Raw genomic sequence first — 23337 nt, forward strand, 5'->3', positions numbered from 1 at the left:
CTTCACGGTTACCGCCACGAACGGGGTCAGCCCCGACGCGGTCACCCCGTCCATCACGATTACCGTGAACACCGCCCAGACGGCCCCGGTGTTTACCGCGTCCACGCCTCCGACTACTGCCACGGTCGGCACTGCCTACACATATGCCTTTGCCGCTTCGGGTAATCCGGCGCCGACGTTCCGGGTGTCTTCCGGTGCCCTGCCGGCCGGGTTGAGCCTGAACGCCACGACCGGGGTCCTTTCCGGCACCCCGACGGCGGCGGGTCCGACAACGTTCACGGTTACCGCGACGAACGGGGTCAGCCCCGACGCGGTCACCCCGTCCATCACGATCACCGTGAACCCGGATACGACAGCCCCCACGGCCCCCACGAATCTCTCCGCCGTGGCCGGTAGCGGCCAGATCTCTTTGGCCTGGAATGCCAGCACCGACAACGTCGGCGTCACCCGCTACAACATCTCCCGCAACGGGGCAGCGATCGGCACCGCCGCCGGCACGTCCTTCGTCGACGGATCGGTCGTCGCCGGCACGACCTACAGCTACACCGTGACGGCACAGGACGCGGCCGGCAATGTCAGTGCTCCCTCGAACACCGCCGCGGCCACGGCCACCGGCGCCCGGACCATCACCGTCGACAAGCTCGTGACCGCCCATCAGGGCACCAGCGCCGCTACCGTCAGCGCCGCCGGCCTCACCACCACCGGAAGCAACCAGCTCATCCTTGCGTTCATCAGCTCCGACGGGCCCAGCGGCGGCGGCACCGAATCCATCAGATCGGTCAGCGGGGGCGGCCTGAGCTGGACGCTGCGCCGGCGCGCCAACGCCCAGGCCGGCACGGCCGAGATATGGCAGGCCGTCTCGCCCGCCCCGCTGACCAATGTCACCATTACCGCCACCCAGAACTCGGGCTCGTGGCAGTCAGCCATGACCGTCGTGGCGTTCAACAATGCCGACACCACCAACGGCGCCACGGCCGGGGCCGGCGCCGCCTCCGGAGCACCGAGCGCCAGCCTGACCACCACCGGCGCCGGATCATGGGTCTGGGGCGTCGGAACCGACTGGGACGCAGCGCGGGCCCGGACCGTCGGGCCGGCCCAGACCCTGGTCGATCAGTACTTCCCCCCGGCCGGCGACACCTACTGGGTGCAGCGCCAAACCGGACTGACAGCCACCAGCGGCACCGTCGTCGCCATCAACGACACCGCCCCCACCACCGATCGCTGGAACCTCGCGGTCATCGAAATCCGCGCCGCCCCCTAAGCAGCATCCGGCTCTACAAGTTGGGACGCGCGCCCGAACAGGTAGTCAGCACTCATGGGATAGGTAGTCACCACTCTTGGGCTGGCACCTTCGGCTCGGTTAGGCTCGGACCGCTGTGCCGGTAGACCCGGCCGATTGGCGGCATGTCGCCACGCCGCAGTCAGGGCGTTGTCCCGAAATTTAACGGCAGCCGTTCGTATTCGACAGTTCCGGTCGGTATGCCACCGATGAAATTCACGTTCCACCATCGCGGAGCCTGACCCTGATGCTGCCGCAGCCCCGGGACTGCCTTCCGGGGAGAAGAATGTGGGCGCCGGGAGCGCACCCTGAGGCGGCTTCGTTGTCTTCCGCTTGAACAAAGGATCAAAGATGAAAAGGGCAATCATCGCATTCATTAGCGCCTCCATATTGTTGATGGCAGCTCCGCTGGCAGCGTCAGCCTCGTCCGTGGCCACGCCGGCGGGAGCCGCTGCGCCGTCGGTGGCCAACGCTTACAGTCCTCTTGCGGCGAAGTGGTGGACCTGGGCACTGAGCCAGCCGGCGGCCTCGAATCCGCTGCTCGACACCACCGGCTCGCAGTGCTCCAACCAGCAGTCCGGCCCCACGTGGTTCCTCGCCGGACTCTTTAGCACCGGTGGAAGCGTCACCCGCAGCTGCACCATTCCGGCCCACAAGGACCTGTTCTTTCCGCTCGCGAACGCCTTCGATATAGAGCCTCAGTCTGCCCATAAGACCCCCGCCTACGTCCGGGCGCAGGTCGCGCTGGCCGGCGTCCAGGCCGGGGCAAGCAATCTGACGGCAACCTACGACGGAACAGCCGTGGGCCCGGGCATCGTGAAGTACGAAGAATCGCCCATCTTTAACGTCACCCTGCCCGCTGACAACGTCTTCGGCAACCCGATCTATGCTGGCTTCTACAACATGGGGGCTGATGCCGGCTACTACGCGCTGATCAAGAATGTGCTTCCGGGCACTCATACGCTGAATTTCACGGGGACGCTCAATGGCCAAACCATTAACTCGACGTACACCCTGACAGTCACGCCATAAGAGGGCACCGACACTTCCAGGCAAGCCGGGGGAGTGGAACTGTGGCAGGTGCACTTCCGAAAGTCCGAGTCCTCATGACAGTGTGTGTTCTGATGAAACGGATCGGTTTTCTCTCCTTCGGGCACTGGGGCGACGTCCCCGGTTCGCGCGTGCGTTCGGCCCGGGACGCCCTCCTGCAGGCGATTGATTTGGCCGTGGCCGCGGAGGAAGCCGGCGTCGACGGAGCGTTCTTCCGTGTCCATCACTTTGCCGAGCAGCAGGCCTCGCCGTTCCCGCTGCTCTCAGCTATTGCAGCCCGCACCTCCAGCATCGAGATCGGCACGGGCGTCATTGACATGCGGTACGAGAACCCGCTCTACATGGCTGAGGAGGCTGCCGCCGTCGACCTCATCAGCGGCGGCCGCCTGCAGCTGGGGGTCAGCCGTGGTTCGCCCGAGACTGTGTTAGCCGGCTACGAGGACTTCGGGCACCTCCCGGACGAGGGCGAGTCCGACGCCGACATGGCCCGCCGGCACACCGAGCGGTTCCGTGCCGCCATTGCCGGCTTAGGCGTGGCCCGGGCCAATCCGCAGCTCAGCGGGCACAGCGGGCTGGTCCCGGTTCAGCCGTTGTCACCAACACCGCCCGAGCGGATCTGGTGGGGTGCCGGAAATCGGGCCAGCGCCCGGTGGGCGGGGCAGCAGGGAATGAACCTCATGTCCTCAACCCTGCTGACCGAGGACACCGGGGTTCCTTTCGACCAGTTGCAGGCCGAGCAGATCGCCGGATTCCGGGAGGCCTGGGCTACGGCCGGCCATGCGCACACGCCCCGGGTGTCCGTCTCGCGCAGCATCATTCCGCTGATCGATGACGAATCGCAGCGGTACTTCGGGCTGCGCGCCCAGGCCGATGCCCGGGACCAGGTGGGCTACCTCGACGGCGGCCTGGCCCGCTTCGGGCGAAGCTACATCGGCGAACCCGACCGCCTCATTGACCAGCTGGCCCGGGACGCGGCCGTGGCCGCGGCAGACACCGTGCTCGTCACCGTCCCCAACCAGCTTGGCGTGGACTTCAACGTCCGGCTGCTCGAGTCGATTTCCCGCCATCTCCGCCCGTCCCTGGGATGGGATTGACGCCGTCCCCGACTCAGTCCGAGCCGCCGATCACGTTCTGGTCCCAGTCGATCACGGATCCGGTGACCACCCCGCTCCGTGAGGAGAGCAGGAAGACCACGAACTCGGCGATTTCGTCGATCTGACCGAGCTTTCCCATGGGGACAGACGTGTTGGCCTTGTCGAGCCAGTCATCGCCGGCTCCGTGGAACCGGCGTTGGATCGCGTCTTCCCCTTCGGTCGCGGTCCAGCCGATGTTGACGCCGTTGATCCTGATTTTGTCCCAGCGGTGGGCATGCGCGGCGTTGCGGGTCAGCCCGGCCAGGCCGGCCTTCGATGCGACATAGGGTGCCAGGTACGGCTGGCCGGCGTGCTCGGACATCGTGATGATGTTGACGATGTTGCCGCCCGCGCCGCGATCCTTCAGGTGCTTGATGGCCCCGGACATGATGAAGAAGGGCGCCTTCAGGTTCACCGCGATGTGCTGGTCGAACAACTCCGGCGTGGTGTCGGTCATGCTGCCGCGGGTGGTCAGACCGGCGGCGTTGACGACAGCGTCGAGCCGGCCGAAGCGCTCGATCGTCCTGGTCACGGTGCTGGTGGCCTGCCCGGTGTTGGCGAGATCCGCCGGCAGGAAGACGGCGGGCACGCCGAGCTCGGTTAGCTCTGCGGCGACCTTCTCGCCGGCGTCGACGGAACGTCCCGTGACGGCGATGCCGGCGGCGCCCTCCGCGGCGGCCTGCCGCGCGATGCCGGCGCCGAGGCCGTGAGTGCCCCCGCTGACCAGAACGATGGTGTCCTTGAGTAGTCCTGTCACTTTCGTAGGGCTCCTTCGTGAGTAATGACCTCTTCGATAGCGATGGTTTTGCCCGTTGAGGCCGACTCGGCTGCGGCGTCGGCAAGGATGAGGGCGGCCATGCCATCCTCAAACCCCGGCGAACAGGGGATTCCGGTGTGGATGGCGTCGACAAAGGCGTCCAGCTCACGGCGGTAGGCCGCGGCGTAGCGCTCGAGGAAGAACGGCTCATACGGGTCGGCCCCTTCCACGGCCAGTGTGCCGAAGCTGCGGACCGTGGTGGGTGAAATGTTGTCCGCGCGCAGCATGCCCTGGCTGCCGAAGGCTTCCAGCCGCTGATCGTAGCCGTAGGCGCTGTGCCGGGAGTTCGTGATGCTGACTAGTTCCCCGTTCCGGCCGCGCAGGGTGATGGCGGCGGAGTCGAAGTCTCCTGCCTCGGCGATGTAGTCGGAGGAGACGTTCGCGCCGTGCGCGGTGACCTCGACGACGTCAGGGATGAAGAACCGGGCCATGTCCAGGTCATGGATGCTCATGTCCCGGAAGATCCCGCCGGACGCGGCGATATAAGAGGCGGGCGGGGGGGCGGGGTCCCGGCTCGTGATGGTCAGCTGCTCGAGCCGCCCGATTTCCCCCGCCTGGACCCGTTGGCGGATAGCTGCGAAGGCCGGATCGAAGCGCCGGTTGAACCCCATCATCACCGCGGCGGTGCTGCCGGCCAGGTCCGCCAGGCAGCTCCGCACCCGGCCAATGTCCAGATCGATCGGCTTTTCACACAGCACCGCAACACCCCGCCCGACGGCAGCCCGGATGAGGTCGATGTGCGTCGGCGTAGGCGAACAGACGACGACGGCATCCAGGGACGTATCGGCGAAGACGTCGTCGGTGGAGCCGGTAGCCCGGGCGCCATACAGGGCGGCGACCTCGCTGGCGCTGCTGATCACGGGATCGGCCACCCACGCCAGGTTCACGCCGGGGTGGGCGGCGATGTTCGCGGCGTGGACCCGGCCGATCCGGCCGGATCCACACAACGCGATGTTCAATGTGTTCCGTGAGGTCACGATCGCCTACTGACCGTCGGTGAGGCGGCGACGGCTGGCCGCTTCGAGATCGCGGGCGACGTCTTCCTCGGTGGCGTCTTCCTGCAGGCTGCGCCAGATCAGCTCGGCCTGCGATTCGGGCGCGATTCCGCCGACAGGCTGGTCCCGGTCCAGGTTGGTGGGGAAGCCGTAGCCCTCGGCGGACGCGGCGATGACATTGCGCAGGAACCTCTCGCTAGCGCCGTCGGCCTTTAGCTGCCGCAGCGTCGGGTACAGGGCCTTTGACATAACGGCGCGGTCCACCGACTCCATGGCACGGCCGAACGCGGACGAGACCTGCAGCAGGTTGGCCATGCGCCGAATGTCCGAGGACGTGTTGTGACCCGCGCCGTGGAACAGAGCCGGATTAAAGAAGACCGCGTCCCCCTTTTCCAACGGCAGCTGGACGTAATTGTCCTCGAAGTAGCGGGTGAACTCCGGCTTGTGGAAGGCGAGGTAGCCGGCGTCGTACTTATGGGAGTGCGGAAGGTAAAGAGTAGGCCCTGATTCCATGGGCATGTCGCAGTGTGCCACCGCTCCCTGCAGGGTCAGTGCGGGGGAGAGCAGGTGGACGTGGGCGGGGTAGCGCTCGGCCTGCGTCGCGGACATGAAGCCGAGATGGTAGTCGCGGTGGGCGGTCTGGGCGGCCCCGCCGGGGTTGACAACGTTGACCTGCGAGGTGACTTGATAGTTGGGGCCCAGCCAGGCCTCGGAAATGAGGGCCAGGATGTCGTTGGAGTAGTAGTCGGCGAACACTTCGGGTTCCCGGACGGCGAACTTGTCCAGTGCCCCCCAGATGCGGTCGTTGGCGCCGGGCTTGGCGAAGTGGTCTCCGGCCGCGGCGCCCGAGGCCTTCTGTTCGGCGATGATCGTATTGAAGGATGCGGTGGCGCTGTCGACGATGGCGGTGTCGCCGAAGGCGCCCTTGAAGACCACAATGCCGGGGCCGGTGCTTAGGGCGCGGATGAGTTCGGCCTGGACATCGGCCCGTTCTTCCGGAGTGCCCACGTAGTTGCGGAGGCGGTTTCCGTAGATCAGGACGTTGCGTTCGACGGCGTCAGCATACGCGTAGTCCTCGAGCCGGGTTTCCTGGCTGACGAGGGCGATGAAGTCGTCGAGTTTGCAGATGCCCTCGTCGAACCACTGCGGGCCGTTAGCGCCCAGGGTGTGTGTCTTAGCGGCGGTGGTCATGGTGTTTCCTCCTTGAAACGTCGATCTTGATGTTGGTTCTTGTGGTTCCCAGCTTCGTTCATCCGGCCGGAGCGTCACAAGGCCAAAATCCATCAAAAAACCATCATTCGGCGCCCCCGCATTGCCCGGATGTGTCCTCGGCTACGGCCGGCTGCGGCTGCCTGCTGATGGTCACAAAAGACACGGCACTTGTTCGCTCGCACACACCGCATGCTGAACAGGCGTGACGGCCCTCTCTGGGCTCGGTCTCGCTCATGGGAGGCTCCTTTCATTGGTGGTCTCTTGCCCTCCAGCATGAGCTCATGGCAGAGTCGTTTCCACACCCAAATACATCAAAAAGACATCAGGGCGTGTTGTGGAAGGACTCTCATGACCCATCCGTTTTCGGTCAGGGAAATCGCACGCCAGGCAGGGGTAAGTGACGCGACGGTGGACCGTGTCCTCCATGACCGCCCGGGCGTACGGCAGAGCACCGTGGGGCAGGTGCGCCAGGCGATCAAGGACCTGGAGGCCCAGCGAATCCAGCTGGAGCTCACCGGACGCAGATTCATGGTGGACGTCGTCGCCGACGCTCCCGCACGGTTCACGTCGTCGGTGAAACACGCGCTGGAATCTGTCCTGCCGCTCATGCGGCCGGCAGTGTTCCGGGCCCGTTTCCATCTGCACGAGCAGTGGAGCGCCGATGAATGTGTGGCGGAATTGGACACGATCGCCAAACGGGGAAGCCACGGTGTCATCCTCAAAGCCCCGGACGTGGCCTCAATCACGGCCGCCGTGGACCGGCTGGCCCAGGTGGGGATCCCGGTTGTTACCCTGGTCACCGACCTGCCGGCCAGTCACCGTGCCGCCTACGTCGGCATGGACAACAGATCGGCGGGGGCTACGGCCGCCTACCTGATCCACCAGTGGATGGGAACCGCACCCGGAACAGTTGCCGCGACGGTCAGCAACGATTTCTTTCGCGGCGAGGAGGAACGGGAAATGGGTTTCCGGGCGGCCATGCGGGCCATGGACCCCGGACGGGACGTCCTGTATCTGCCCGGCAGCGACGGGCTGGACCGGACCACCCGGCTCCTGATGGGCGATGCCCTGGCGGCACACCGCGACCTTCGCGCCGTCTACTCGATCGGCGGCGGCAACGCCGGCATCAGCGAAGCCTTCGATGCCGCCGGCCGCCGCCCTGACGTGTTCATCGGCCACGACCTGGTCCCGGACAATATGGCTTTGCTCCGCGAGGGGAAAATGAGTGCCGTGCTGCACCATGATCTCAAGCAGGACATCCAGAGATGCTGCCGCATCATCATGCAGGCCCACGGGGCCCTGGCCGACAGTGATGCCGGCGGCGAACCCTCCAAGATTGACATCATCACTCCCTTCAACATTCCATCGGGATTCTGAGGCAACCGGCTCGCATTAGCTCGCACAAATTGGCATGCTGCGCTAAGGGTTAGTACCGTCGTCGTAACGGCACGTTCGCCATCAGGCAGGGGCACCATGAGCAAGAGCGGCAGGAATCGGCACAAGGGCAACGGCTCCGGGGGGAAGAACGGCGCAGGCTCCCAGGTGCCTGGATCCGTTTCCCTGAGCACGTTCCGCGTTGGCCGTGCACTGGACGCGCTTACGCCGGCGTTCGTGCAGTGGTTCGACGACGGCTCGCCGGGTGCCGCCGCTCTGGCGTTGGGGTGCTTGAAGCAGGTCGAGAACGTCCTCGGCCGCTATATGGACAGCACGGCCGCGGCAGAGGTGACCGGATTCGAGCCGGTTCCCCTTGCGGCCGCGATCTCCGACGAAGTCGTTGCCCTGAGCGACGCTCCTGCCGACGGGATGACGGACCTTGAGAACGCCGGTTTCATCGTTGGCGCGTTCCACGTCTATGTTGATTTCCTTGCCGAAACGGGCCAGTGGAGCGGCTCAGCAGAGCAGCTGGCAGGCGTCGTGGATTTCCTGGACCTCATCGCGGATGACGACGACGAACCCGGTGTCATCGATGTGCCGTACATCCCCGAAGAAGAGGCCCTGAAGGCTTTGTCTGAGCTCCCGCTGATCCGACGGGCGACGGCACTGCTGCGGTGGATCGGCGACGGGCGGCCCGTCACGGCCACCGGAGCGCTCCGTCTGCGCGATATCGAAGCGGCGGCTGCCTGCGTCGGCGTCGCCGTCAAGGGCGGGGCCAAGCAGACGAGTGCACCGCTGCCGGGCACTGCCGTATCCTCGGAGCCCGTGCCCACGGTCCGGAGCATGTACGAGGTGCCGCTTCTAGCACAGATGTGGAACGCCCTCGAAGCCGCCGAACTGATTCAGATCAAGTCGACAAAGGCTGTGCCGTTTCCGGACTCGGCCGCTTTCCTGACGGGCAGCGACTCGGAACGGCTGGACGAGTTCTCCCTTTTCGCGCTGTGTTTCCTGCGCGAGGCTGTGCTCGGGTTCGACCCCGAACAGCCTTGGGAAAGGATCCTCGCCGGAATCCAGACGTCGATTCTGATCGCGGCCACGACGGCGGATCCGCCGTCGATGGAGCGCGTGCTCGCCGCCCCGCACCACGCGCCAGCGGCGGAAAAGTCAATGACCGAGCTTTTGACCAGCATGGCCGTGGGGCGCCTGGAAGGGCTCTCCGAGCTGGGGCTGCTCACTATCGACACCCATTTCCGGGTGCCGGCGGCGCTCATTGGCTGCGTGGCGGACGTTTTCGACGACGACCGGCTGCTGGCAGAACTGGGCCTCGAGGAAGACCCGGACGATTCGGATGATGACAAGTTCTTGCGCTGGGGAGGTCCGGAGACGGCAGTTCCGGAGACTGCGGTGCCTCTGACAGCAGTGACGGCGGCACCGCAGGTCGGCGCCCCGGTTTTGCAGCTGAAAATCACGCTCAATGATTCGAGGCCGCCCATTTGGCGGCGGGTTCTGGTTCCAGCGGGCATGCCGCTCCCGCAGCTGCACCAGGTGATCCAATCCCTATTCGGCTGGTTCGACTACCATCTGCATGAGTTCCGGACCGGGGGCTTCCGTGGCCCCGCCTACGCGCCGTTGAACGACGAGGGTGAATTCTACGGTGACGCTTCCCTCGACGAATCGTCGGTCACGGTCGGCGACCTGCTCCCGGCCGTGGGCAGCACCCTGACCTACACGTATGACTTCGGCGATAACTGGGTGCACAGCATCAAGCTGGAGAAAGTTCTGACGTCCGACGACGACGGCGGGCAGCTCCCGCGGTGCACCGCGGGGCGCGGTGCCGCGCCGGCGGAGGACAGCGGCGGCACGCGGGGATGGGCGAACATTGTCCAGGCCGTCAACGATCCAGGCCACGAAGATAATAGGGAGTACCGGGAGTGGCTGGGAATGGTGCCGGGCGAGATCCTGGATCCCAGAGCCTTCGATATCGACGAGCTCAACGAGAACCTGGCAGACCTCTTCTGACAACTGGCTCCGGTGCCGCGGAGCTGTCCAGCGCCTCCGCGATGATCTGGACGATGTGCCGGGAGCCGCGGCCGGCGAGATCGGCCACTTGGGTCCGGCAGGAGAACCCGTCGGCCAGGACGTCCCGGTCCGGGGTAGCCGCGATCTTGCCCAGAATTCCCTGTTCGGCAATGGCCACTGAGATTTCATAGTGGCCTTTTTCCATGCCGAAATTGCCGGCGAGGCCGCAACATCCGTTGGAGACGTCCACGTCGCAGCCCATGGACGTCAGCAGCTCCAGATCCTTCCCGTACCCCATGACGGCGTTGTGATGGCAGTGGGGTTGGGCAAGTATCCGTTCACCGCTCGCAGGTGGTTCCCAATTGATGGATGTGAGGAATTCCGCGACGGTCCGGGTCCGGCCGGAGACCTGCCGGGCGCGGTCGTCGTCGGGCAGCAGTTCGAGCAGGTCCGAGCGGAGGACTGCCGTGCAGGACGGTTCGAGTCCGATCACGGTCCGGCCGTCGGCTACATGCGGGTGCAGGACGTCCAGGGTCTTCCTGAGGGCTGCCTTGGCCGCGGTCAGCTGTCCTGTTGAGATCAGCGTTAATCCGCAGCACGCGCCGGGGCCGGCAATCTCGATGTCACAGCCCGCGGCCTGCAGAACCTTGATCGCGGCGAGGGGGACCTCGGGGCTCAGCGCGTCCGAGAACGAATCAACCCAGAGTAGGACCTTGTGGGCGGAGGACGCCGCGTGCCCTGTCGGGCTGCCCGCCCCCGCCAGGGCACGGAACGGCGCCCTGGGGAACGTCGGCAGGGACCGGCGGGGATCCGCCCCGGCGAGCCGCAGCATGGTCCGGCGGAGGATCCCGACGGAGGCAACTTTGTTGACCAGGGGGCCGAGCGGTCCGATCAGTCCCAGCCAGGCGGGCAACCGGCCGAGCGTGTAATGGCTGAGCGGACGCAGCCGGCCCTTGTAGCTCTGGTGCAGTGCCTCCGACTTGTACATGGCCATGTCGATGCCGGTGGGGCAGTCGCTGGCGCACGCCTTGCAGCTCAGGCACAGATCGAGGGCCTCATGGACTTCCGGGGACTTCCAGGACATATCCACTACGCCGCCGTTTAGCATTTCCTGCAGGACGCGGGCCCGGCCCCTGGTGGTGTCCTTTTCATCCTTGGTGGCGAGGTAGGACGGACACATGAACCCGCCCTCCTCGCGGAGATCGGCCCGGCACTTGCCGACGCCAACGCAGCGGTGCACGGCGTTGGTGATGTTGCCGCCGTCGTGCGCAAACGCAAAACCGTCCGATGCCAGCAGGTTGCCGGCGTGCGGGCGGCGCAGGTGCGCGTCGAACGGGTCCGGATTGATGATGACGCCGGGGTTGAAGATGTCCTGGAGATCGAAGAGTGCTTTGAACCCGGCCATCGCGGCCAGGGCCCGGGGCGAATACATGGTTTTCAGCAGTTCGCCGCGTGCCCGGCCGTCGCCGTGTTCGCCCGAGAGCGAGCCGCCGTACTTGGCGACGAGCTCCGCCGCCGCCGTCAGGAAGCGGCGCATCACACCGGCATCGTCGTCCAGCGGGAAGTCGATCCTGACGTGGACGCAGCCGTCGCCAAAGTGGCCGTACGCCAGCCCTGACACGTTTTCGCGGGCCATGAGCAGTTCAAGATCGCGAAGGTAGTCGCCCAGATGTTCCGGCGGGACGGCCGAATCTTCCCAGCCCGGCCAGGCCTGGGTCCCGGCGGCGGTCCTGCCGGCCAGCCCGGCGCCGTCGGCCCGAATCTGCCACAACCGCGTGGCCTCCGGGCCGGCCGGAAGGATCAGCGAGTCGATGGCCCCGGCATCCAGGACCATCCGCTCGGCAGCCGCCACCGCCTCCTCCGACGTCGCTCCGCCCACTTCCACCATGAGCCAGCCGTTGCCGGCTGGCATCGTGGGGACGGCGTGCTCGCCTTTGGCGTTGCGGACCACGTCGACCAGCTGCGCGTCCAGGCCCTCCAGGGCCAGCGGACGGTGTGGAAGCAGGCCGGGAACCGCGTCGGCCGCGGCCGGCATGTCCGGATAGCCCAGGACGGCCAAGGCCGAGGCCGCCGCCAGCGGGACCAGCCGGACCTCGGCCTCCAGGATGATGCCGCAGGTACCTTCCGTCCCCGTCAGGGCGGCGGCCAGGTTGGCGCCGTTCTCCGGCAGGAGGTGCTCCAGGCTGTAGCCCGAGATTTGGCGGCCGAACCGGCCGAATTCCAGCCGGAGGACCTCCAGATTGGCCGTGATGAACTCATCGAGTCCGGGGATCCGGGCCGTGGCATCCTTGCCCGCGCCCAGCTCCACCACGTGTCCCGAGCCGGTGAGCCAGCGCAGCCGGTGCACGTTGTCCGCCGTCCGCCCGTACGAGAGCCCGTGCGGGCCGCACGCGTTGTTGCCGATCATGCCGCCGATCGTGCACCGCGTGGCCGTGGACGGATCAGGCCCGAACCGCAGCCCGTGGACGGCGGCAGCCCGCTGCAGGTCGCTGAGGACAACGCCGGGCTGGACCACCGCCGTCCGGTTTTCCGGATCGATGCTGATGATCCGGTTCATGAACCGGCTGAAGTCCAGCACCAGTCCTGGCCCCACCGCGTTGCCGGCGCACGACGTCCCGGCACCGCGGCCGGTGACGGCGAGTCCGTGCCGGCGGGCAATCCTGACCGCCTCGACGACGTCGTCGGCAGTCTTGGGCATGACCACCACCTGAGGCACCACGCGGTAGTTCGAGGCGTCGGTCGAATATTCCGCACGCCGACGGGTGCTGCTGTCGACGACGCCCGCAATTGCTGCGGTGAGTTCTTCGACAATCTGGTCAATGTTCATGCGTGGTGCTCTTCCTTGTCCCTGCGGCGTTGCGTGGTGGGAGGTTAGTACTGCAGGGGCTTGCCGCGCAGCTCCATGGCCCGGCGGACACGGTTCTGGGCCAGTGAGCGGGCGGCATGGTGGGTGGTGGAATCCAGCTTTTCCGCCTCTGCCAGGACGATGGCCGTGTTCTCGCGGAGCTTGTGGGAGACCGTGGTGAAGATCTGGTCCGTCTCGGGACGGAACGGCGAATACCGGGACTCCATGGCGAAGGCTGCACTGACCACGCCGCCTGCGTTGGCGACGAAGTCGGGCACGACCGTCACGGACGCCGCGCGCAGCGCCTGCTGTGCCGCGGCGTTAGTGGGAAGGTTGGCGCCCTCCACCACGAGCTTGGCCGAGATGCCGGCGACGTTTCCCTCATGGAGGACATCCTGCAGGGCAGCAGGGATGGCGATTTCGGCGTCGACGAATAACTCGGTGCCTGCCGGGATAGCCAGCTCCGGGAACTCTCTGACCAGTCCGTCGCCGAGCCGCGGCCGCATGGCCAGCAGCGTGGGAATGTCCAGCCCGGCGGGATCGTGAAGCGCGCCCTCAGCGGTGGAAATCGACACAACGCTGTAGCCGAGTTCATGCAGTCGGGCCGCCGTGGCATGCCCGACGGCGCCGAAACCCTGGATGGCCACGCGCTGGCCCTGGAGGCCGATGGTTGCCGCGGCCTCGTCCGTGACTTCGGCGACGCCGTAGCCGGTGATGCCCAGCTGGTCGTAGGGCACGCCGCCGAGGTCGTACGGAGTGCCCACCGCGGCGCCGCGGTCGCCCAATTCGTCGATGATGATGGCCGCGTCGTTTTCCGTAAGCCCCATGTCCAGGCCAAAGACGTACTCGGACGGGACCTCATTGCTCAGGGCCCGGACAAAGGAGCGCAGGATTGCTTCCTTGTGGGGCGAGTTGGGATCGGCGCGGAGGCCGGCTTTGGCGCCGCCGAAGAAAAGGTCGACGCCGGCCCACTTCCAGGTCATGACCCGGGCCAGGCGGGCAATTTCCTCGACGGTGACGCCGGGCTGCATCCGGGTCCCGCCCTTGCCCATGCCGCGGGCGGTGTTGTCGATGACCAGCACGCCCTTCATTCCTGTTTTTGCGTCGCTGACCGTGACGATCTTTTCCGGTCCCCATTCATCCATCATGTCGAACAGACTGGTCATCGTTGCATACTCCTTCTGGGCTGGGGCCAAGTGTTCCGGGGCCATGTGTGCTGGCGGCTAAGTGATCTGACGGGGGACGGGCCGCGGAGACGGTGCCGGACGGACCGGCCGGCACCGTCTCCGCCGGGGTGCCTAGAGGAACTTCACGCCCTGGGCGAGCGGCAGCTGTCCCGAGTAATTGACGGTGTTCGTGGCCTGGCGCATGTAGACCTTCCACGAGTCGGAACCGGACTCGCGGCCGCCGCCGGTTTCCTTCTCGCCGCCGAAGGCGCCGCCGATTTCGGCCCCCGAGGTGCCGATGTTGACGTTGGCGATGCCGCAGTCCGAACCGCTGGCCGACATGAAGCGTTCGGCCTCGGCCTGGTCGTTGGTGAACACGGCCGAGGACAGACCCTGGGGAACGTCGTTCTGGATGGCGATGGCGTCATCGAAGTCCGTGTACGTCATGACGTACAGCAGGGGTGCAAAGGTCTCGTCCTTGACGACGGCGGTCTGGGCCGGCATCCGTACGATCGCCGGCTCCACGTAGTAGGCGCCGGGCTCATCGTCGGCGTTCACGCGGCCGCCGCCGCACAGCACCGTGCCGCCCTGTTCCCGGGCCGCCTTGATGGCGGCCTGCATGCCATCGAAGCTGGACTTGTTGATCAGCGGCCCGATCAGGTTCTCCTCGTCCAGGGGAGTGCCGATGCGCAGCGTGGCGTAGGCATTGACAAGCTTGTCGGTCAGTTCGTCGACGATCGATTCGTGCACGATCAGGCGGCGCATGGACGTGCAGCGCTGGCCGGCGGTTCCGACGGCGGCGAAGACAATGCCGCGCAGGGCCAGATCCAGATCGGCCGACGGCGCAACGATCGCCGCGTTGTTTCCGCCGAGCTCGAGCAGGGCGCGGCCGAAGCGGCGGGCCACGCGGGGGGCGATTTCCTGGCCCATCCGGACCGAACCGGTGGCGGAGAGCAGGGCAACCCGTGGATCATCGACGATCACCTGGCCGCCGGAACGGTCCGCCAGAACAAGCTTGTGCAGGTCAGCCGGAGCGCCAACATCGGCGACGGCGCGGGCCAGCAGGGCATCGGCGGCCAGTGCGCTGAGCATGGTCATCCCTGAGGGCTTCCACACGATGGTGTCGCCGCATACCAGGGCCAGTGCCGTATTCCAGGAGTAGACGGCGACCGGGAAGTTGAAGGCGGAGATGACGCCGACGACGCCCAGCGGGTGCCAGGTCTCCATGAGGCGGTGTCCGGGGCGCTCCGAGGGCATCGTCTTGCCATAGAGCTGACGGGACAGGCCGACCGCAAAGTCGCAGATGTCGATCATTTCCTGGACTTCGCCGAGTGCCTCGGACTGGATCTTGCCGGCCTCTGCCGTCACGATCCTGGCCAGGTCGTCCTTGTGCTCGGTCAGCAGCTCGCCCCAGCGCTTGACCAGGTTGCCGCGGAGCGGCGCGGGCACATCACGCCACGTCTTGAACGCCTCGTGCGCCTGGCCAATCATCGTCTCAATGTCCGCCGGTGTGTTGACCGGCAGGGTCATCAGGACTTCGCCGGTCAGCGGAGAGGACGCCTCGTGCGGGCCGCCGAGGGCGTCAACGTTGACGCCGCAGGCTTCCAGCGCGTTGCGGACGATCGCCGCAAGTTCTGACGTTTGGGTGAGAGTTTCGGTCATCGTGATCTCCTGAGGTTGGTTGGTTGGTCTGGCGGGCTGATTAGTGGGTGATGGTGATGTTGAGGCGGTGGGCCAGGGCCGCGATCGATGCGTCCTGCTGCCGCTGGTAGAGATCGTTGGGGTCGTGGACTTCGGAGCCGACGATCTCGGACATCCGGTGGATGTCGTAGCTGGTTCCCAGCTGGGCTTCGTCCTTGGAACCCTCCTCGGTGAGGTTCGACTGGAAGATCCCGGCGGCAGAGCGGGGGAGGAAGTCTTCGTAGACGATGGGTTCCGGGACGGCGATTCCGGCTTCGACAAGACCGGCCAGGGAAGCGGTGCCGGCCAGGGGCGCACTTCGGAGGGAGGCACTGTCCAGGGCGGCGTCGTCGAGGCGGTAGGTGAAGAAGGCCAGTCCCTGCAGGGCGAGCTCCTTCTCGGTGCGGGGCAGGTTCTCCGCCCAGACCCCGGCCGCGACCTCGACGCGCGTCGTGCCGGCCGGGGCCACCGCCAGCCGGGCATCGGACTCGGCGACCATCCGGTCGTAGAGGTCGCGTCCCGCCACCGTCAGGGCCATCCCGCGGGCCTCGACCTCGCCGAAGCGCACACGCAGTTCACCTTCGCTGGTGGACCCGTCGGCGTACCGGAACACCCGGTTTTCACCAAGTGCCCGGAAAGACGTCTGGCGCAGGAGCAGGTCCGGCCCATCCCAGCGCGGCGGCCCCTGGATCTCATCGATCATGCTGATGCCGCGGTCCTGCATGCGCTTGTACAGCTCATCGATGTCCAGCACCCTGGGCGTGAGGTGGTTGATGTGCGTGGTGGAAACGCCCCCGATGTCGGAGGCGACGGCGGAGACCGCTTCCAGCTTCTTGTACCACTCATAGTCGACGGGGTCGCCGGAGAGTTCAAAGGCCGCGGTGGCCAGCTCCAGCAGCCGGTCGGCGTCGTCCGCCGCGAGGCCGCCGTCCGCGGCGGCTTTGTCCGCCAGGGTGAGCAGTTCCTCACCGAACAGCTGCCGGGCGCCGATGAATGCGGCCAGCTCGACGCGCAGCTCTTGGTCAAAGAACCGCGGATCCTCGGCCGCCAGCATGGAGGTGAAGACACGGAACGGATTCTTTGCCAGTTCGGCGCCGTCGATCGGGCGGAAGGCCGTCGAGACCACGGGAACGGAACTGGAGGACGCATCGCGAAGGTCGTAGAAGCCGACCGGGTACATCCCGAAGGCCGCAAAAACGCGGGCAACCTGGGCCATTTCCTTCGGGGAGCCGACGCGGATGGCGCCGTGGCGCTCCGCCGTCACTCGTGCGATGCTGCCCAGCCGCTCGGCTTCGGCGCCGTGCTTGGCGGCATACGCTTCGTTCACCTCGGTGGAAACCTCCACGAGCGTGTTGTAGGCGGGGACTTCCCTCCCGTACATGGCGGAGAGCCGCCGCGCGAACTCGGCTCGAAGTTCCCAGGTTTCAAGGGCGGTCATGGCGTGGTTCCTTTCACGATCATTGCTGATGGAGCGGGGGATGCGGCTTGAGCTGCGGATCGGCGGGGCGTTCCGCGCTAGATGATGTGCACTTCCTGGATGAGCTGGTCGGCCGTGCGGAAACGATCGGCGGAAAACGAGGTGTGGTCCATGAAGGATTCCCGGTCCAGGTAGAGGTCCCTGACGAGTTCGCCGACGGCAGGGCCCTGCAGGAAGCCGTGGCCGGAGAATCCCGTGGCATAGTAGAAGCCGCCTACTGAGCTGGACGCTCCGATTAGCGCATTGTGATCCGGCGTGTTCTCGTACAGACCGGCCCATCCGCACTCCAGCTCCGGGGCCTCCAGCGCGGGAGCGCACACGCGGGCCGCTGCATTGAACTCGGGGAGCCATTCATGGGTGAAGTCACGGGCGAAGCCGGGCTCCTGGTTCGAGTTGGAAATCCCCAGGAGCATGCCGTTGCGGTAGTTGTGGAAGTACATCGTGGTGGACAGATCCAGCGTGAACGGCACGGTGGGCATGGGGGAGCCCATCTGGCGGGTCATGCCGATCTGCCGCCGCACCGGGACAACCGGCAGGTTGACGTTGACCATGTCGCCCACGCGCCGGGACCAGGCGCCGGCACAGCAGATGACGGCATCGGTGGTGATGGTGCCGCGGTTGGTGGTCACTGAACTGATGCTTCCGCCTGAGGCGGCCACATCCATGACTTCCGTGTGCTCAAGGATGCAAACGCCCAGCGCGGCGGCCGCGTCGGCGTACGCCTGGACCACTTTCCCCGGTTCGGCAAAACCATCCTCCGGTGAGAACGATGCGCCGATCAGGGCTTCCTGGCGGAGGAAGGGATTGATGTCCACAGCCTCGGCGGGAGAAATCATCCGGCTGGTGCTGCCAAGACCGTTTTGGATGACGGTGCTGCGCTCGCAGTCCAGGAGTTCGGATTCGCTGCGGCACAGGAACAGGTAACCTACCTTGCGCAGTCCGATGTCAGTGGAGAAGCGCTGCCCGAATCCCTCAAACGCGCGCAGGCTGCGCTGGCCAAGGACAATGTTTGCCGGATCCGAGAACGTCGCCCGCACGCCGCCAAGGGGTTTGGACGATGATCCTGCGCCCAGGTCGGACCGGTCAACGAGAACTATGTTGCGTACACCGGCTTCGGCCAGGTGGAACGCGATGCTGGTTCCCATGATGCCGCCACCGATGATGACGACCTCTGCATGCGAAGGCTGCCGGATTCCGGCGGGAAGCTGGAGCGAGACCACATTTGACATTGATCGTCCTGTCTCAGTTGCGGAAGCATACCCACCGCTCTGTGGGTATCAACTATCGGTAATGGGTTATATATAACCATCTTGGGGTTCGATGTAATCTACGTCAAGCAAAATTTTCAGACGGGTTCTCCGGCGGCCGGTGACGGCAGGGGACGCGGGAAAGTGCGCGGCAGGTCCGCCGTCGGCGTCCCGGTTAGGGCAGCGAGTAGCTGAGGTGCTGGACCATGAGGGACTCGACGAGCTTCCGGTCGCCGGCCATCAGGGCGGCCAGGATGGGCCCGTGTTCGGCGGCGCTGGTGGCGAGCAGTCCGCGTTCGGCCAGGTGGTAGGAGCCGCTGATCCGGCTTTGGTCCCGCAGGTTCTCAATGATCTTCGTCATTCGGGTGTTGCCCAGCAGTTCGACGATGGCCAGGTGGAATTGCTGATCGTGTTCGAGGTAGTCGACCATTTTGTCGGGCTTGGCCGTCGCGAGCGTGGCCTCTGCCAGCTCTGTGAGACGCTCGGCGTCGGCAGGGGAGACCCCTTGTTCGGCAACGCGGCCCACTGCGGTCACCTCGATCAGCAGGCGGAGGTCGTAGACCTCTTTTTGGTCCTTCGGGGTCATTTCCACGACCCGGAAGCCGCGGTTCCGCACCACTTCAAGGAGACCCTTTTCGCTCAGAGCCATCATGGCCTCGCGGACAGGGCTGTTGGAGACGCCGAGCTGGGTGGCCAGGGCGTTGGCTGAATAGATCTTGCCCGGCTGCATGTCACCGGACATGAGGGCGTGGCGGACTATGGAGGTGGCCTCGTCCTTGAGGGTGACCCGGCCTTCGCCCAGCTCGGATATTCCCGCAACGGCAATTCGCTGTTCCTGCATTTCGCTCCTCAGACGGTGGTCCTCACGGCTAACACTAAGACACAACATGTGCGCCGCCGGGAAAGGTCGCGACGATTTCCGACTTGTTTCCACATATTCTGCGGCCATTTTTTAATGCTTGACATCCACGGGCAATGGATGGAGATTGGTAATCGACAATCGATAGTGTGTCATACATCACCAATTACTCCGATGTGCATCGAACCGTCGGACACCGAATTAACTTCAGCTCTGATCAAAGGGGATCATCATGAACACTCGCAAAATCTTGGTGGGCGGCACATCAATTGCCCTGCTGGCGCTCTCCCTGTCCGCCTGCGGCGGCACCGCCGAGAGCTCCGTTGCCAAGGGCTGCCAGCCGGCATCAACCTTCAAGACGATCTCCGCCGGCTTCCTGACCGTTGCCGCCCCCGAGTTCCCCCCGTTCTCGTCCGATAAGGACGGCAAACTCACCGGTGTCGACGCCGACATCATCAAGGAGTTCGCCGCCAAGAACTGCCTCGACATCAAGGTCGAGGCGACGTCCTACGCCGGGACCATCCCGGCCGTCCAGAGCGGGCGCGCCGACGTCGCCATCGGCTGCTACTACCGCACCGCCGTCCGGGCCGACATCGTCAGCCTGTCGGCTCCGGTCTACACCGACGAGATGGGGATCATTTCCGAGTCCGGGGTCAAGGACATTAAGGAGCTCGAGAGTATGAAGGTGGGCACCGTCGACGGCTACCTCTGGGTGCCGGACATGAAGAAGGTCATGGGCGCCAACCTGACCATCTACCCCAGCGCCGTGGAGATGCAGGCAGACCTCAAGGCCGGACGCATTCAGGCCGGCATCGACGGATTCGGCTCCGCCGTCCAGATGTACAAGTCCGATGCCAAATACAAGGTTGCAGGCGCCAGCGCCGACGCCCGCGTCATTGCCTCCAAGGAGCCTGCCCAGATCGGTTTCCCGATCGGCAAGGACAACGCCGACATGACCAAGGCCGTGGATTCCTCCATCGCAGCCATGAAGTCCAGCGGCAAGATCGCGGAGATCGTGAAGTCGTATGGCCTGCCCGAGTCGGCCGTCGAGACCGGTGAACCCCGCCTGGTGAAGTAGGAACGCCTCCCCTACACCGTTCCGGCACCGCGAGCAAAGGAAACCGATTCCATGGATTCACCTGCCACCCCTACCTGGCCTCAACGGTCGGCACCCGTCTTCCTCGACGGCGCTGCCATCGCGTCGGCGCTGACGGCGCGCGAGGCTGTGGCCGCCATGGAATCGGTCCTGGCCTCCGGGTTCGATCCCGAAACGAGCGCACCAAGGACCCGGGTGGAAACGGGCAGCGGAACGTTCATGCAGATGCCGGCGAGCCATGGCCAGTACGTCGGCACCAAACTCCTGACCATCACGCCGGGCAACGCAGCGTCCGCGTCTCCGGTGATCCAGGGACTCTACGCGCTGTTCGGCGGCCACGACCAGCGGCCGCTGGCCGTGCTCGATGGCGTCGCGTTGACCGAACTGCGGACGTCCTCCGTTTCGGTGATGGGGGCCAAACTCCTGGCTTCGCCCGGACCTAAGCGTCTCGTCGTGTTCGGCACAGGGGTGCAGGCGCGGGCCCACATCGAGGCATTTGCCGAACTCTTTGAGCTGGACAGCGTTGACATCGTCGGCCGCAACGCGGAAGCAGCGGAGCGGCTTGTGAAAAATGCCGAAGGACTCGGCCTGCCTGCCGCCGTCGCCGGTCCGGAAGCCGTACGGGAGGCCGATCTCGTCATTTGCGCGACGGCGTCGCCGACCGCCCTCTTTGACGGCGCCATGGTGAAGGCATCCGCCGTCGTGGTGGCCATCGGGTCCCATGACAGGGAGCATCGCGAGCTCGATGACACGCTTCTGGCCAGGGCCACGGTGTGCGTGGAGTCAAGGGATTCCGCAGCGCGGGAGGCCGGCGATGTCATCCAGGCCATGGAATCAGGTGCCATCGCCGGGCCCGCCGACCTGATCACCCTGGCCGACCTTGTTTTGAAACGCCGGGAGGTGGCCGCGGACCGTCCGGCCGTCTTCAAGACCACCGGCATGCCGTGGGAGGACCTTGCGGTCGCGACCGCCCTCTACGAAGCCTGCACCCGGCACGACTATGAGAAATGGAACAACTGATGATTGAACCGACAATCCGGACCGGAACACCCGTGGTCCAGGTGAAGAATCTTGCCAAGGCCTACGGTTCGAACGTGGTGCTTCGTGACGTCTCCTTGTCCGTGCCGGAGGGATCAGTCACGGCCATGATCGGGCCCAGCGGCGCCGGGAAGAGCACCGTCCTGCGGTGCATGAATCTCCTGGAGCAGCCGGACAGCGGCGAAATCGAGATTGATGGACACCGCATCAACGCCGGCAGGAAGCCCAACCCAAAGAACCTCGCAGCCCTGCGCCGCAGCGCCGGCATGGTCTTCCAGCACTTCAACCTCTTCCCGCACATGACGGTCCTGAAGAACATCAGTTTGCCCCAGGAACGGGTTCTTGGACGCAGCCGCGACGAGGCCAACGAGAAGTCCATGGAGCTGCTCAAGCGCATGGGCCTGGCCGACAAGGCCGACCAATATCCGTCGCGGTGTTCCGGCGGCCAGCAACAGCGCATCGCCATTGCCCGGGCGCTGGCCCTTGGCCCGCGGGTGATGTTGTTTGACGAGCCGACCTCGGCGCTGGATCCCGAAGTAGGGGTTGAAGTGCTCGAGGTTATGAAAGAGCTCGCGTGCACCGGCATGACGATGGTGGTGGTGACCCACGAGATGGCGTTCGCGGGAAACGTTGCCGACGAGCTCGTCGTGATGGCCGACGGCGGAATCATCGAAAAGGGCGAGCCCGGACAAATCCTGCAGGATCCACAGCACGAGCGCACGCGCCGGTTCCTCCGCGCCGTACTGGAGCGCTGAGCCATGGAGATGCTCCGGGCCATCGCCATCGGCTTGCCGCTCACAGTCCTCGTGACCATTCTGGCCCTGATGATCGGGACGGTTGTCGCGCTGCCCATCGTTGCCGGGCTGCGGAGCCGGAACCGGCTCGTCTGGCTGATGTCGCGCGGGCTGGTTGACCTGCTGCGAGGAGTCCCGCCCGTGGTGTGGCTCTTCATCCTGTACTACGGGGTCTCCATCGGCGCCATCCGGCTCACCGCCTTGCAGGCCGGCGTCCTGGGCCTTGGCGTGGTGGCCGCAGCTTATCTCGCGGAGATTTTCCGCGGCGCCATCTCGTCAATTCCCAAGGGCCAGTGGGAGGCCAGCTCGGCGCTGGGCTTTCACCGGGCCACGGTCTGGAGCCTAATCATCGGCCCGCAAACGGCGCGGGCCGTCGTTCCGGCCTACACCACGTTTGCCATCGGGCTGCTCAAGGATTCCTCCATCGCGTCGTCCATCGGCGTGGCCGAGATCGTCTTCATGTCCAGCCAATACGCCCGGCAGTCCGGCGAAGGCATCATGGTGTTCTTCGTGGCTGCCGGTGTCTACATACTATTGAGCGTTCCGCTGGGACTGCTCTCGAGGCACCTTGACATCAAGATGCGGAAGGCGGTGGCCCGATGAACAACCTGGTCGATGTCGCAATCCAATACGGGCCGACACTCTTTGACGGACTCAAAGTCAGCCTCACCCTGACGCTCCTGAGCCTGGCCTTTGGACTGCCCCTGGGGCTGGTCTTCTCCTTCGGCGTGACCGCCCGCAACAAAACGTTCCGGTACCTCTCGGTGTTCTTCGTCGAAGTGGGCCGCGGCGCGCCGGCCCTGGTCCTCCTGCAGCTCATGTACTACGGCCTGCCGAATGCCGAGATCACCCTCAGCTCCATGGCCTCGGCATGTTTGGCCCTGACCTGGACGACGGCGGCCTATAGCGCCGAGCTGATCCGCGGCGGCATCCAGTCGGTGCCGCCGGGTGAAGTCGAGGGATCCCATGCGCTGGGCATGAGCTACCGGGACTGTCTGAGGTTCGTGGTCATCCCGCAGGGATTGCGAATTGCCCTCCCTTCGCTGATGGGCTTCGCAGTACTCCTGTTTCAGGCGACGTCGTTGGCCTATTCAGTTGCCGTCCCGGAACTCATGAGCCAGGCGTACTCGATCGGCTCGTCCACGTTCCAGTACCTGCCGGTGTTCATCATTGCCGGCCTGCTCTACGCTGCCATCTCGATCCCCGCAACATGGCTGTCCGTCTTCGCGGAACGCATGCTGAGCCGGCACCTTTAG

At 65.7% G+C, this 23337-nt stretch carries 19 protein-coding genes; 10 read left to right on the top strand and 9 right to left on the bottom strand.

Going from position 1 to position 23337, the window contains the following annotated elements; genetic code table 11:
* From ABD243_RS16665 to ABD243_RS16675, 3 genes are all read left to right on the top strand, one after another.
* A partial coding sequence (locus ABD243_RS16665) for a putative Ig domain-containing protein (RefSeq protein ID WP_344367506.1) occupies positions 1 to 1261 on the top strand: 1261 nt, incomplete at its 5' end.
* A 369-nt stretch (positions 1262 to 1630) separates the two neighbouring features.
* Positions 1631 to 2311: a hypothetical protein gene (locus ABD243_RS16670; RefSeq protein ID WP_344367507.1), complete on the top strand. Its 681-nt coding sequence runs from the start codon at positions 1631 to 1633 to the stop codon at positions 2309 to 2311.
* Positions 2312 to 2403: 92 nt separating this feature from the next.
* Entirely contained in the window at positions 2404 to 3423 is a 1020-nt protein-coding gene (locus ABD243_RS16675) for an LLM class flavin-dependent oxidoreductase (RefSeq protein ID WP_344367508.1), read from the top strand.
* 13 nt (positions 3424 to 3436) lie between these two features.
* Here ABD243_RS16675 and ABD243_RS16680 read toward each other — a convergent pair whose 3' ends face one another.
* Genes ABD243_RS16680 through ABD243_RS16690 form a run of 3 tightly spaced genes read right to left on the bottom strand, consistent with a single transcriptional unit; the run spans position 3437 to position 6465 of the window.
* Positions 3437 to 4219: an SDR family oxidoreductase gene (locus tag ABD243_RS16680; protein ID WP_344367509.1), complete on the bottom strand. Its 783-nt coding sequence runs from the start codon at positions 4217 to 4219 to the stop codon at positions 3437 to 3439.
* A complete protein-coding gene (gene iolG, locus ABD243_RS16685; protein ID WP_344367510.1) occupies positions 4216 to 5256 on the bottom strand; it encodes an inositol 2-dehydrogenase in 1041 nt (346 codons plus the stop codon). Before iolG ends, ABD243_RS16680 begins: the two co-directional genes overlap by 4 nt.
* Positions 5257 to 5262: 6 nt before the next feature.
* Positions 5263 to 6465, bottom strand: coding sequence for a phytanoyl-CoA dioxygenase family protein (locus ABD243_RS16690; protein WP_344367511.1), 1203 nt, complete (start codon positions 6463 to 6465; stop codon positions 5263 to 5265).
* Between the two features lie 369 nt (positions 6466 to 6834).
* Between ABD243_RS16690 and ABD243_RS16695 the strand changes: the two genes are divergently transcribed.
* Together ABD243_RS16695 and ABD243_RS16700 are read left to right on the top strand one after the other, a co-directional pair.
* Positions 6835 to 7863 (top strand): LacI family DNA-binding transcriptional regulator, encoded by a 1029-nt coding sequence (locus ABD243_RS16695; protein WP_344367512.1) that lies wholly within the window; start codon positions 6835 to 6837, stop codon positions 7861 to 7863.
* Between the two features lie 96 nt (positions 7864 to 7959).
* On the top strand, positions 7960 to 9879 hold the full coding sequence (locus ABD243_RS16700) for a plasmid pRiA4b ORF-3 family protein (protein WP_344367513.1): 1920 nt from the start codon (positions 7960 to 7962) through the stop codon (positions 9877 to 9879).
* On the opposite strand, the gene ABD243_RS16705 is transcribed toward ABD243_RS16700, so the two are convergent.
* From ABD243_RS16705 to ABD243_RS16730, 6 genes are all read right to left on the bottom strand, one after another.
* The gene (locus ABD243_RS16705; RefSeq protein WP_344367514.1) at positions 9851 to 12706 is read right to left on the bottom strand and encodes an FAD-binding and (Fe-S)-binding domain-containing protein; all 2856 of its coding nucleotides are present in this window, start codon (positions 12704 to 12706) and stop codon (positions 9851 to 9853) included. The genes ABD243_RS16700 and ABD243_RS16705 overlap by 29 nt on opposite strands.
* Before the next feature lie 44 nt (positions 12707 to 12750).
* Positions 12751 to 13890 (bottom strand): Glu/Leu/Phe/Val family dehydrogenase, encoded by a 1140-nt coding sequence (locus tag ABD243_RS16710; protein ID WP_344367515.1) that lies wholly within the window; start codon positions 13888 to 13890, stop codon positions 12751 to 12753.
* A gap of 132 nt (positions 13891 to 14022) precedes the next feature.
* On the bottom strand, positions 14023 to 15552 hold the full coding sequence (amaB, locus tag ABD243_RS16715) for an L-piperidine-6-carboxylate dehydrogenase (protein WP_344367516.1): 1530 nt from the start codon (positions 15550 to 15552) through the stop codon (positions 14023 to 14025).
* A 40-nt stretch (positions 15553 to 15592) separates the two neighbouring features.
* Entirely contained in the window at positions 15593 to 17008 is a 1416-nt protein-coding gene (gene hglS, locus ABD243_RS16720) for a 2-oxoadipate dioxygenase/decarboxylase (RefSeq protein WP_344367517.1), read from the bottom strand.
* Between the two features lie 77 nt (positions 17009 to 17085).
* Positions 17086 to 18276 (bottom strand): NAD(P)/FAD-dependent oxidoreductase, encoded by a 1191-nt coding sequence (locus ABD243_RS16725; protein WP_344367518.1) that lies wholly within the window; start codon positions 18274 to 18276, stop codon positions 17086 to 17088.
* Positions 18277 to 18469: 193 nt separating this feature from the next.
* Positions 18470 to 19135 (bottom strand): GntR family transcriptional regulator, encoded by a 666-nt coding sequence (locus ABD243_RS16730; RefSeq protein WP_344367519.1) that lies wholly within the window; start codon positions 19133 to 19135, stop codon positions 18470 to 18472.
* A gap of 250 nt (positions 19136 to 19385) precedes the next feature.
* Between ABD243_RS16730 and ABD243_RS16735 the strand changes: the two genes are divergently transcribed.
* From ABD243_RS16735 to ABD243_RS16755, 5 genes are read left to right on the top strand one after another with little or no spacing between them, the layout of a single operon-like run.
* The gene (locus tag ABD243_RS16735; protein ID WP_116768333.1) at positions 19386 to 20231 is read left to right on the top strand and encodes a substrate-binding periplasmic protein; all 846 of its coding nucleotides are present in this window, start codon (positions 19386 to 19388) and stop codon (positions 20229 to 20231) included.
* A 51-nt stretch (positions 20232 to 20282) separates the two neighbouring features.
* Positions 20283 to 21269: an ornithine cyclodeaminase family protein gene (locus ABD243_RS16740; RefSeq protein WP_344367520.1), complete on the top strand. Its 987-nt coding sequence runs from the start codon at positions 20283 to 20285 to the stop codon at positions 21267 to 21269.
* Complete coding sequence (locus tag ABD243_RS16745; protein ID WP_091252141.1) at positions 21269 to 22042, top strand: amino acid ABC transporter ATP-binding protein; 774 nt, start codon at positions 21269 to 21271, stop codon at positions 22040 to 22042. The genes ABD243_RS16740 and ABD243_RS16745 overlap by 1 nt, the downstream gene beginning before the upstream one ends.
* Positions 22043 to 22045: 3 nt before the next feature.
* Positions 22046 to 22684 carry an amino acid ABC transporter permease gene (locus ABD243_RS16750; RefSeq protein WP_344367521.1) on the top strand — a complete coding sequence of 213 codons (639 nt, stop codon included), beginning with the start codon at positions 22046 to 22048 and terminating at the stop codon, positions 22682 to 22684.
* Positions 22681 to 23337: an amino acid ABC transporter permease gene (locus ABD243_RS16755; protein ID WP_344367522.1), complete on the top strand. Its 657-nt coding sequence runs from the start codon at positions 22681 to 22683 to the stop codon at positions 23335 to 23337. Before ABD243_RS16750 ends, ABD243_RS16755 begins: the two co-directional genes overlap by 4 nt.

The sequence above is a fragment of the Arthrobacter humicola genome (genome assembly GCF_039531445.1).
Lineage (GTDB): Bacteria > Actinomycetota > Actinomycetes > Actinomycetales > Micrococcaceae > Arthrobacter > Arthrobacter humicola.

Bases quoted from the DNA above. Each gene is read 5' to 3' on its own strand.
- ABD243_RS16670 (WP_344367507.1), top strand. From the start codon at position 1,631: ATGAAAAGGGCAATCATCGCATTCATTAGCGCCTCCATATTGTTGATG.
- ABD243_RS16675 (WP_344367508.1), top strand. From the start codon at position 2,404: ATGAAACGGATCGGTTTTCTCTCCTTCGGGCACTGGGGCGACGTCCCC.
- ABD243_RS16690 (WP_344367511.1), bottom strand. From the start codon at position 6,465: ATGACCACCGCCGCTAAGACACACACCCTGGGCGCTAACGGCCCGCAG.
- ABD243_RS16695 (WP_344367512.1), top strand. From the start codon at position 6,835: ATGACCCATCCGTTTTCGGTCAGGGAAATCGCACGCCAGGCAGGGGTA.
- ABD243_RS16700 (WP_344367513.1), top strand. From the start codon at position 7,960: ATGAGCAAGAGCGGCAGGAATCGGCACAAGGGCAACGGCTCCGGGGGG.
- ABD243_RS16705 (WP_344367514.1), bottom strand. From the start codon at position 12,706: ATGAACATTGACCAGATTGTCGAAGAACTCACCGCAGCAATTGCGGGC.
- ABD243_RS16710 (WP_344367515.1), bottom strand. From the start codon at position 13,890: ATGACCAGTCTGTTCGACATGATGGATGAATGGGGACCGGAAAAGATC.
- amaB (WP_344367516.1), bottom strand. From the start codon at position 15,552: ATGACCGAAACTCTCACCCAAACGTCAGAACTTGCGGCGATCGTCCGC.
- hglS (WP_344367517.1), bottom strand. From the start codon at position 17,008: ATGACCGCCCTTGAAACCTGGGAACTTCGAGCCGAGTTCGCGCGGCGG.
- ABD243_RS16725 (WP_344367518.1), bottom strand. From the start codon at position 18,276: ATGTCAAATGTGGTCTCGCTCCAGCTTCCCGCCGGAATCCGGCAGCCT.
- ABD243_RS16730 (WP_344367519.1), bottom strand. From the start codon at position 19,135: ATGCAGGAACAGCGAATTGCCGTTGCGGGAATATCCGAGCTGGGCGAA.
- ABD243_RS16735 (WP_116768333.1), top strand. From the start codon at position 19,386: ATGAACACTCGCAAAATCTTGGTGGGCGGCACATCAATTGCCCTGCTG.
- ABD243_RS16740 (WP_344367520.1), top strand. From the start codon at position 20,283: ATGGATTCACCTGCCACCCCTACCTGGCCTCAACGGTCGGCACCCGTC.
- ABD243_RS16745 (WP_091252141.1), top strand. From the start codon at position 21,269: ATGATTGAACCGACAATCCGGACCGGAACACCCGTGGTCCAGGTGAAG.
- ABD243_RS16750 (WP_344367521.1), top strand. From the start codon at position 22,046: ATGGAGATGCTCCGGGCCATCGCCATCGGCTTGCCGCTCACAGTCCTC.
- ABD243_RS16755 (WP_344367522.1), top strand. From the start codon at position 22,681: ATGAACAACCTGGTCGATGTCGCAATCCAATACGGGCCGACACTCTTT.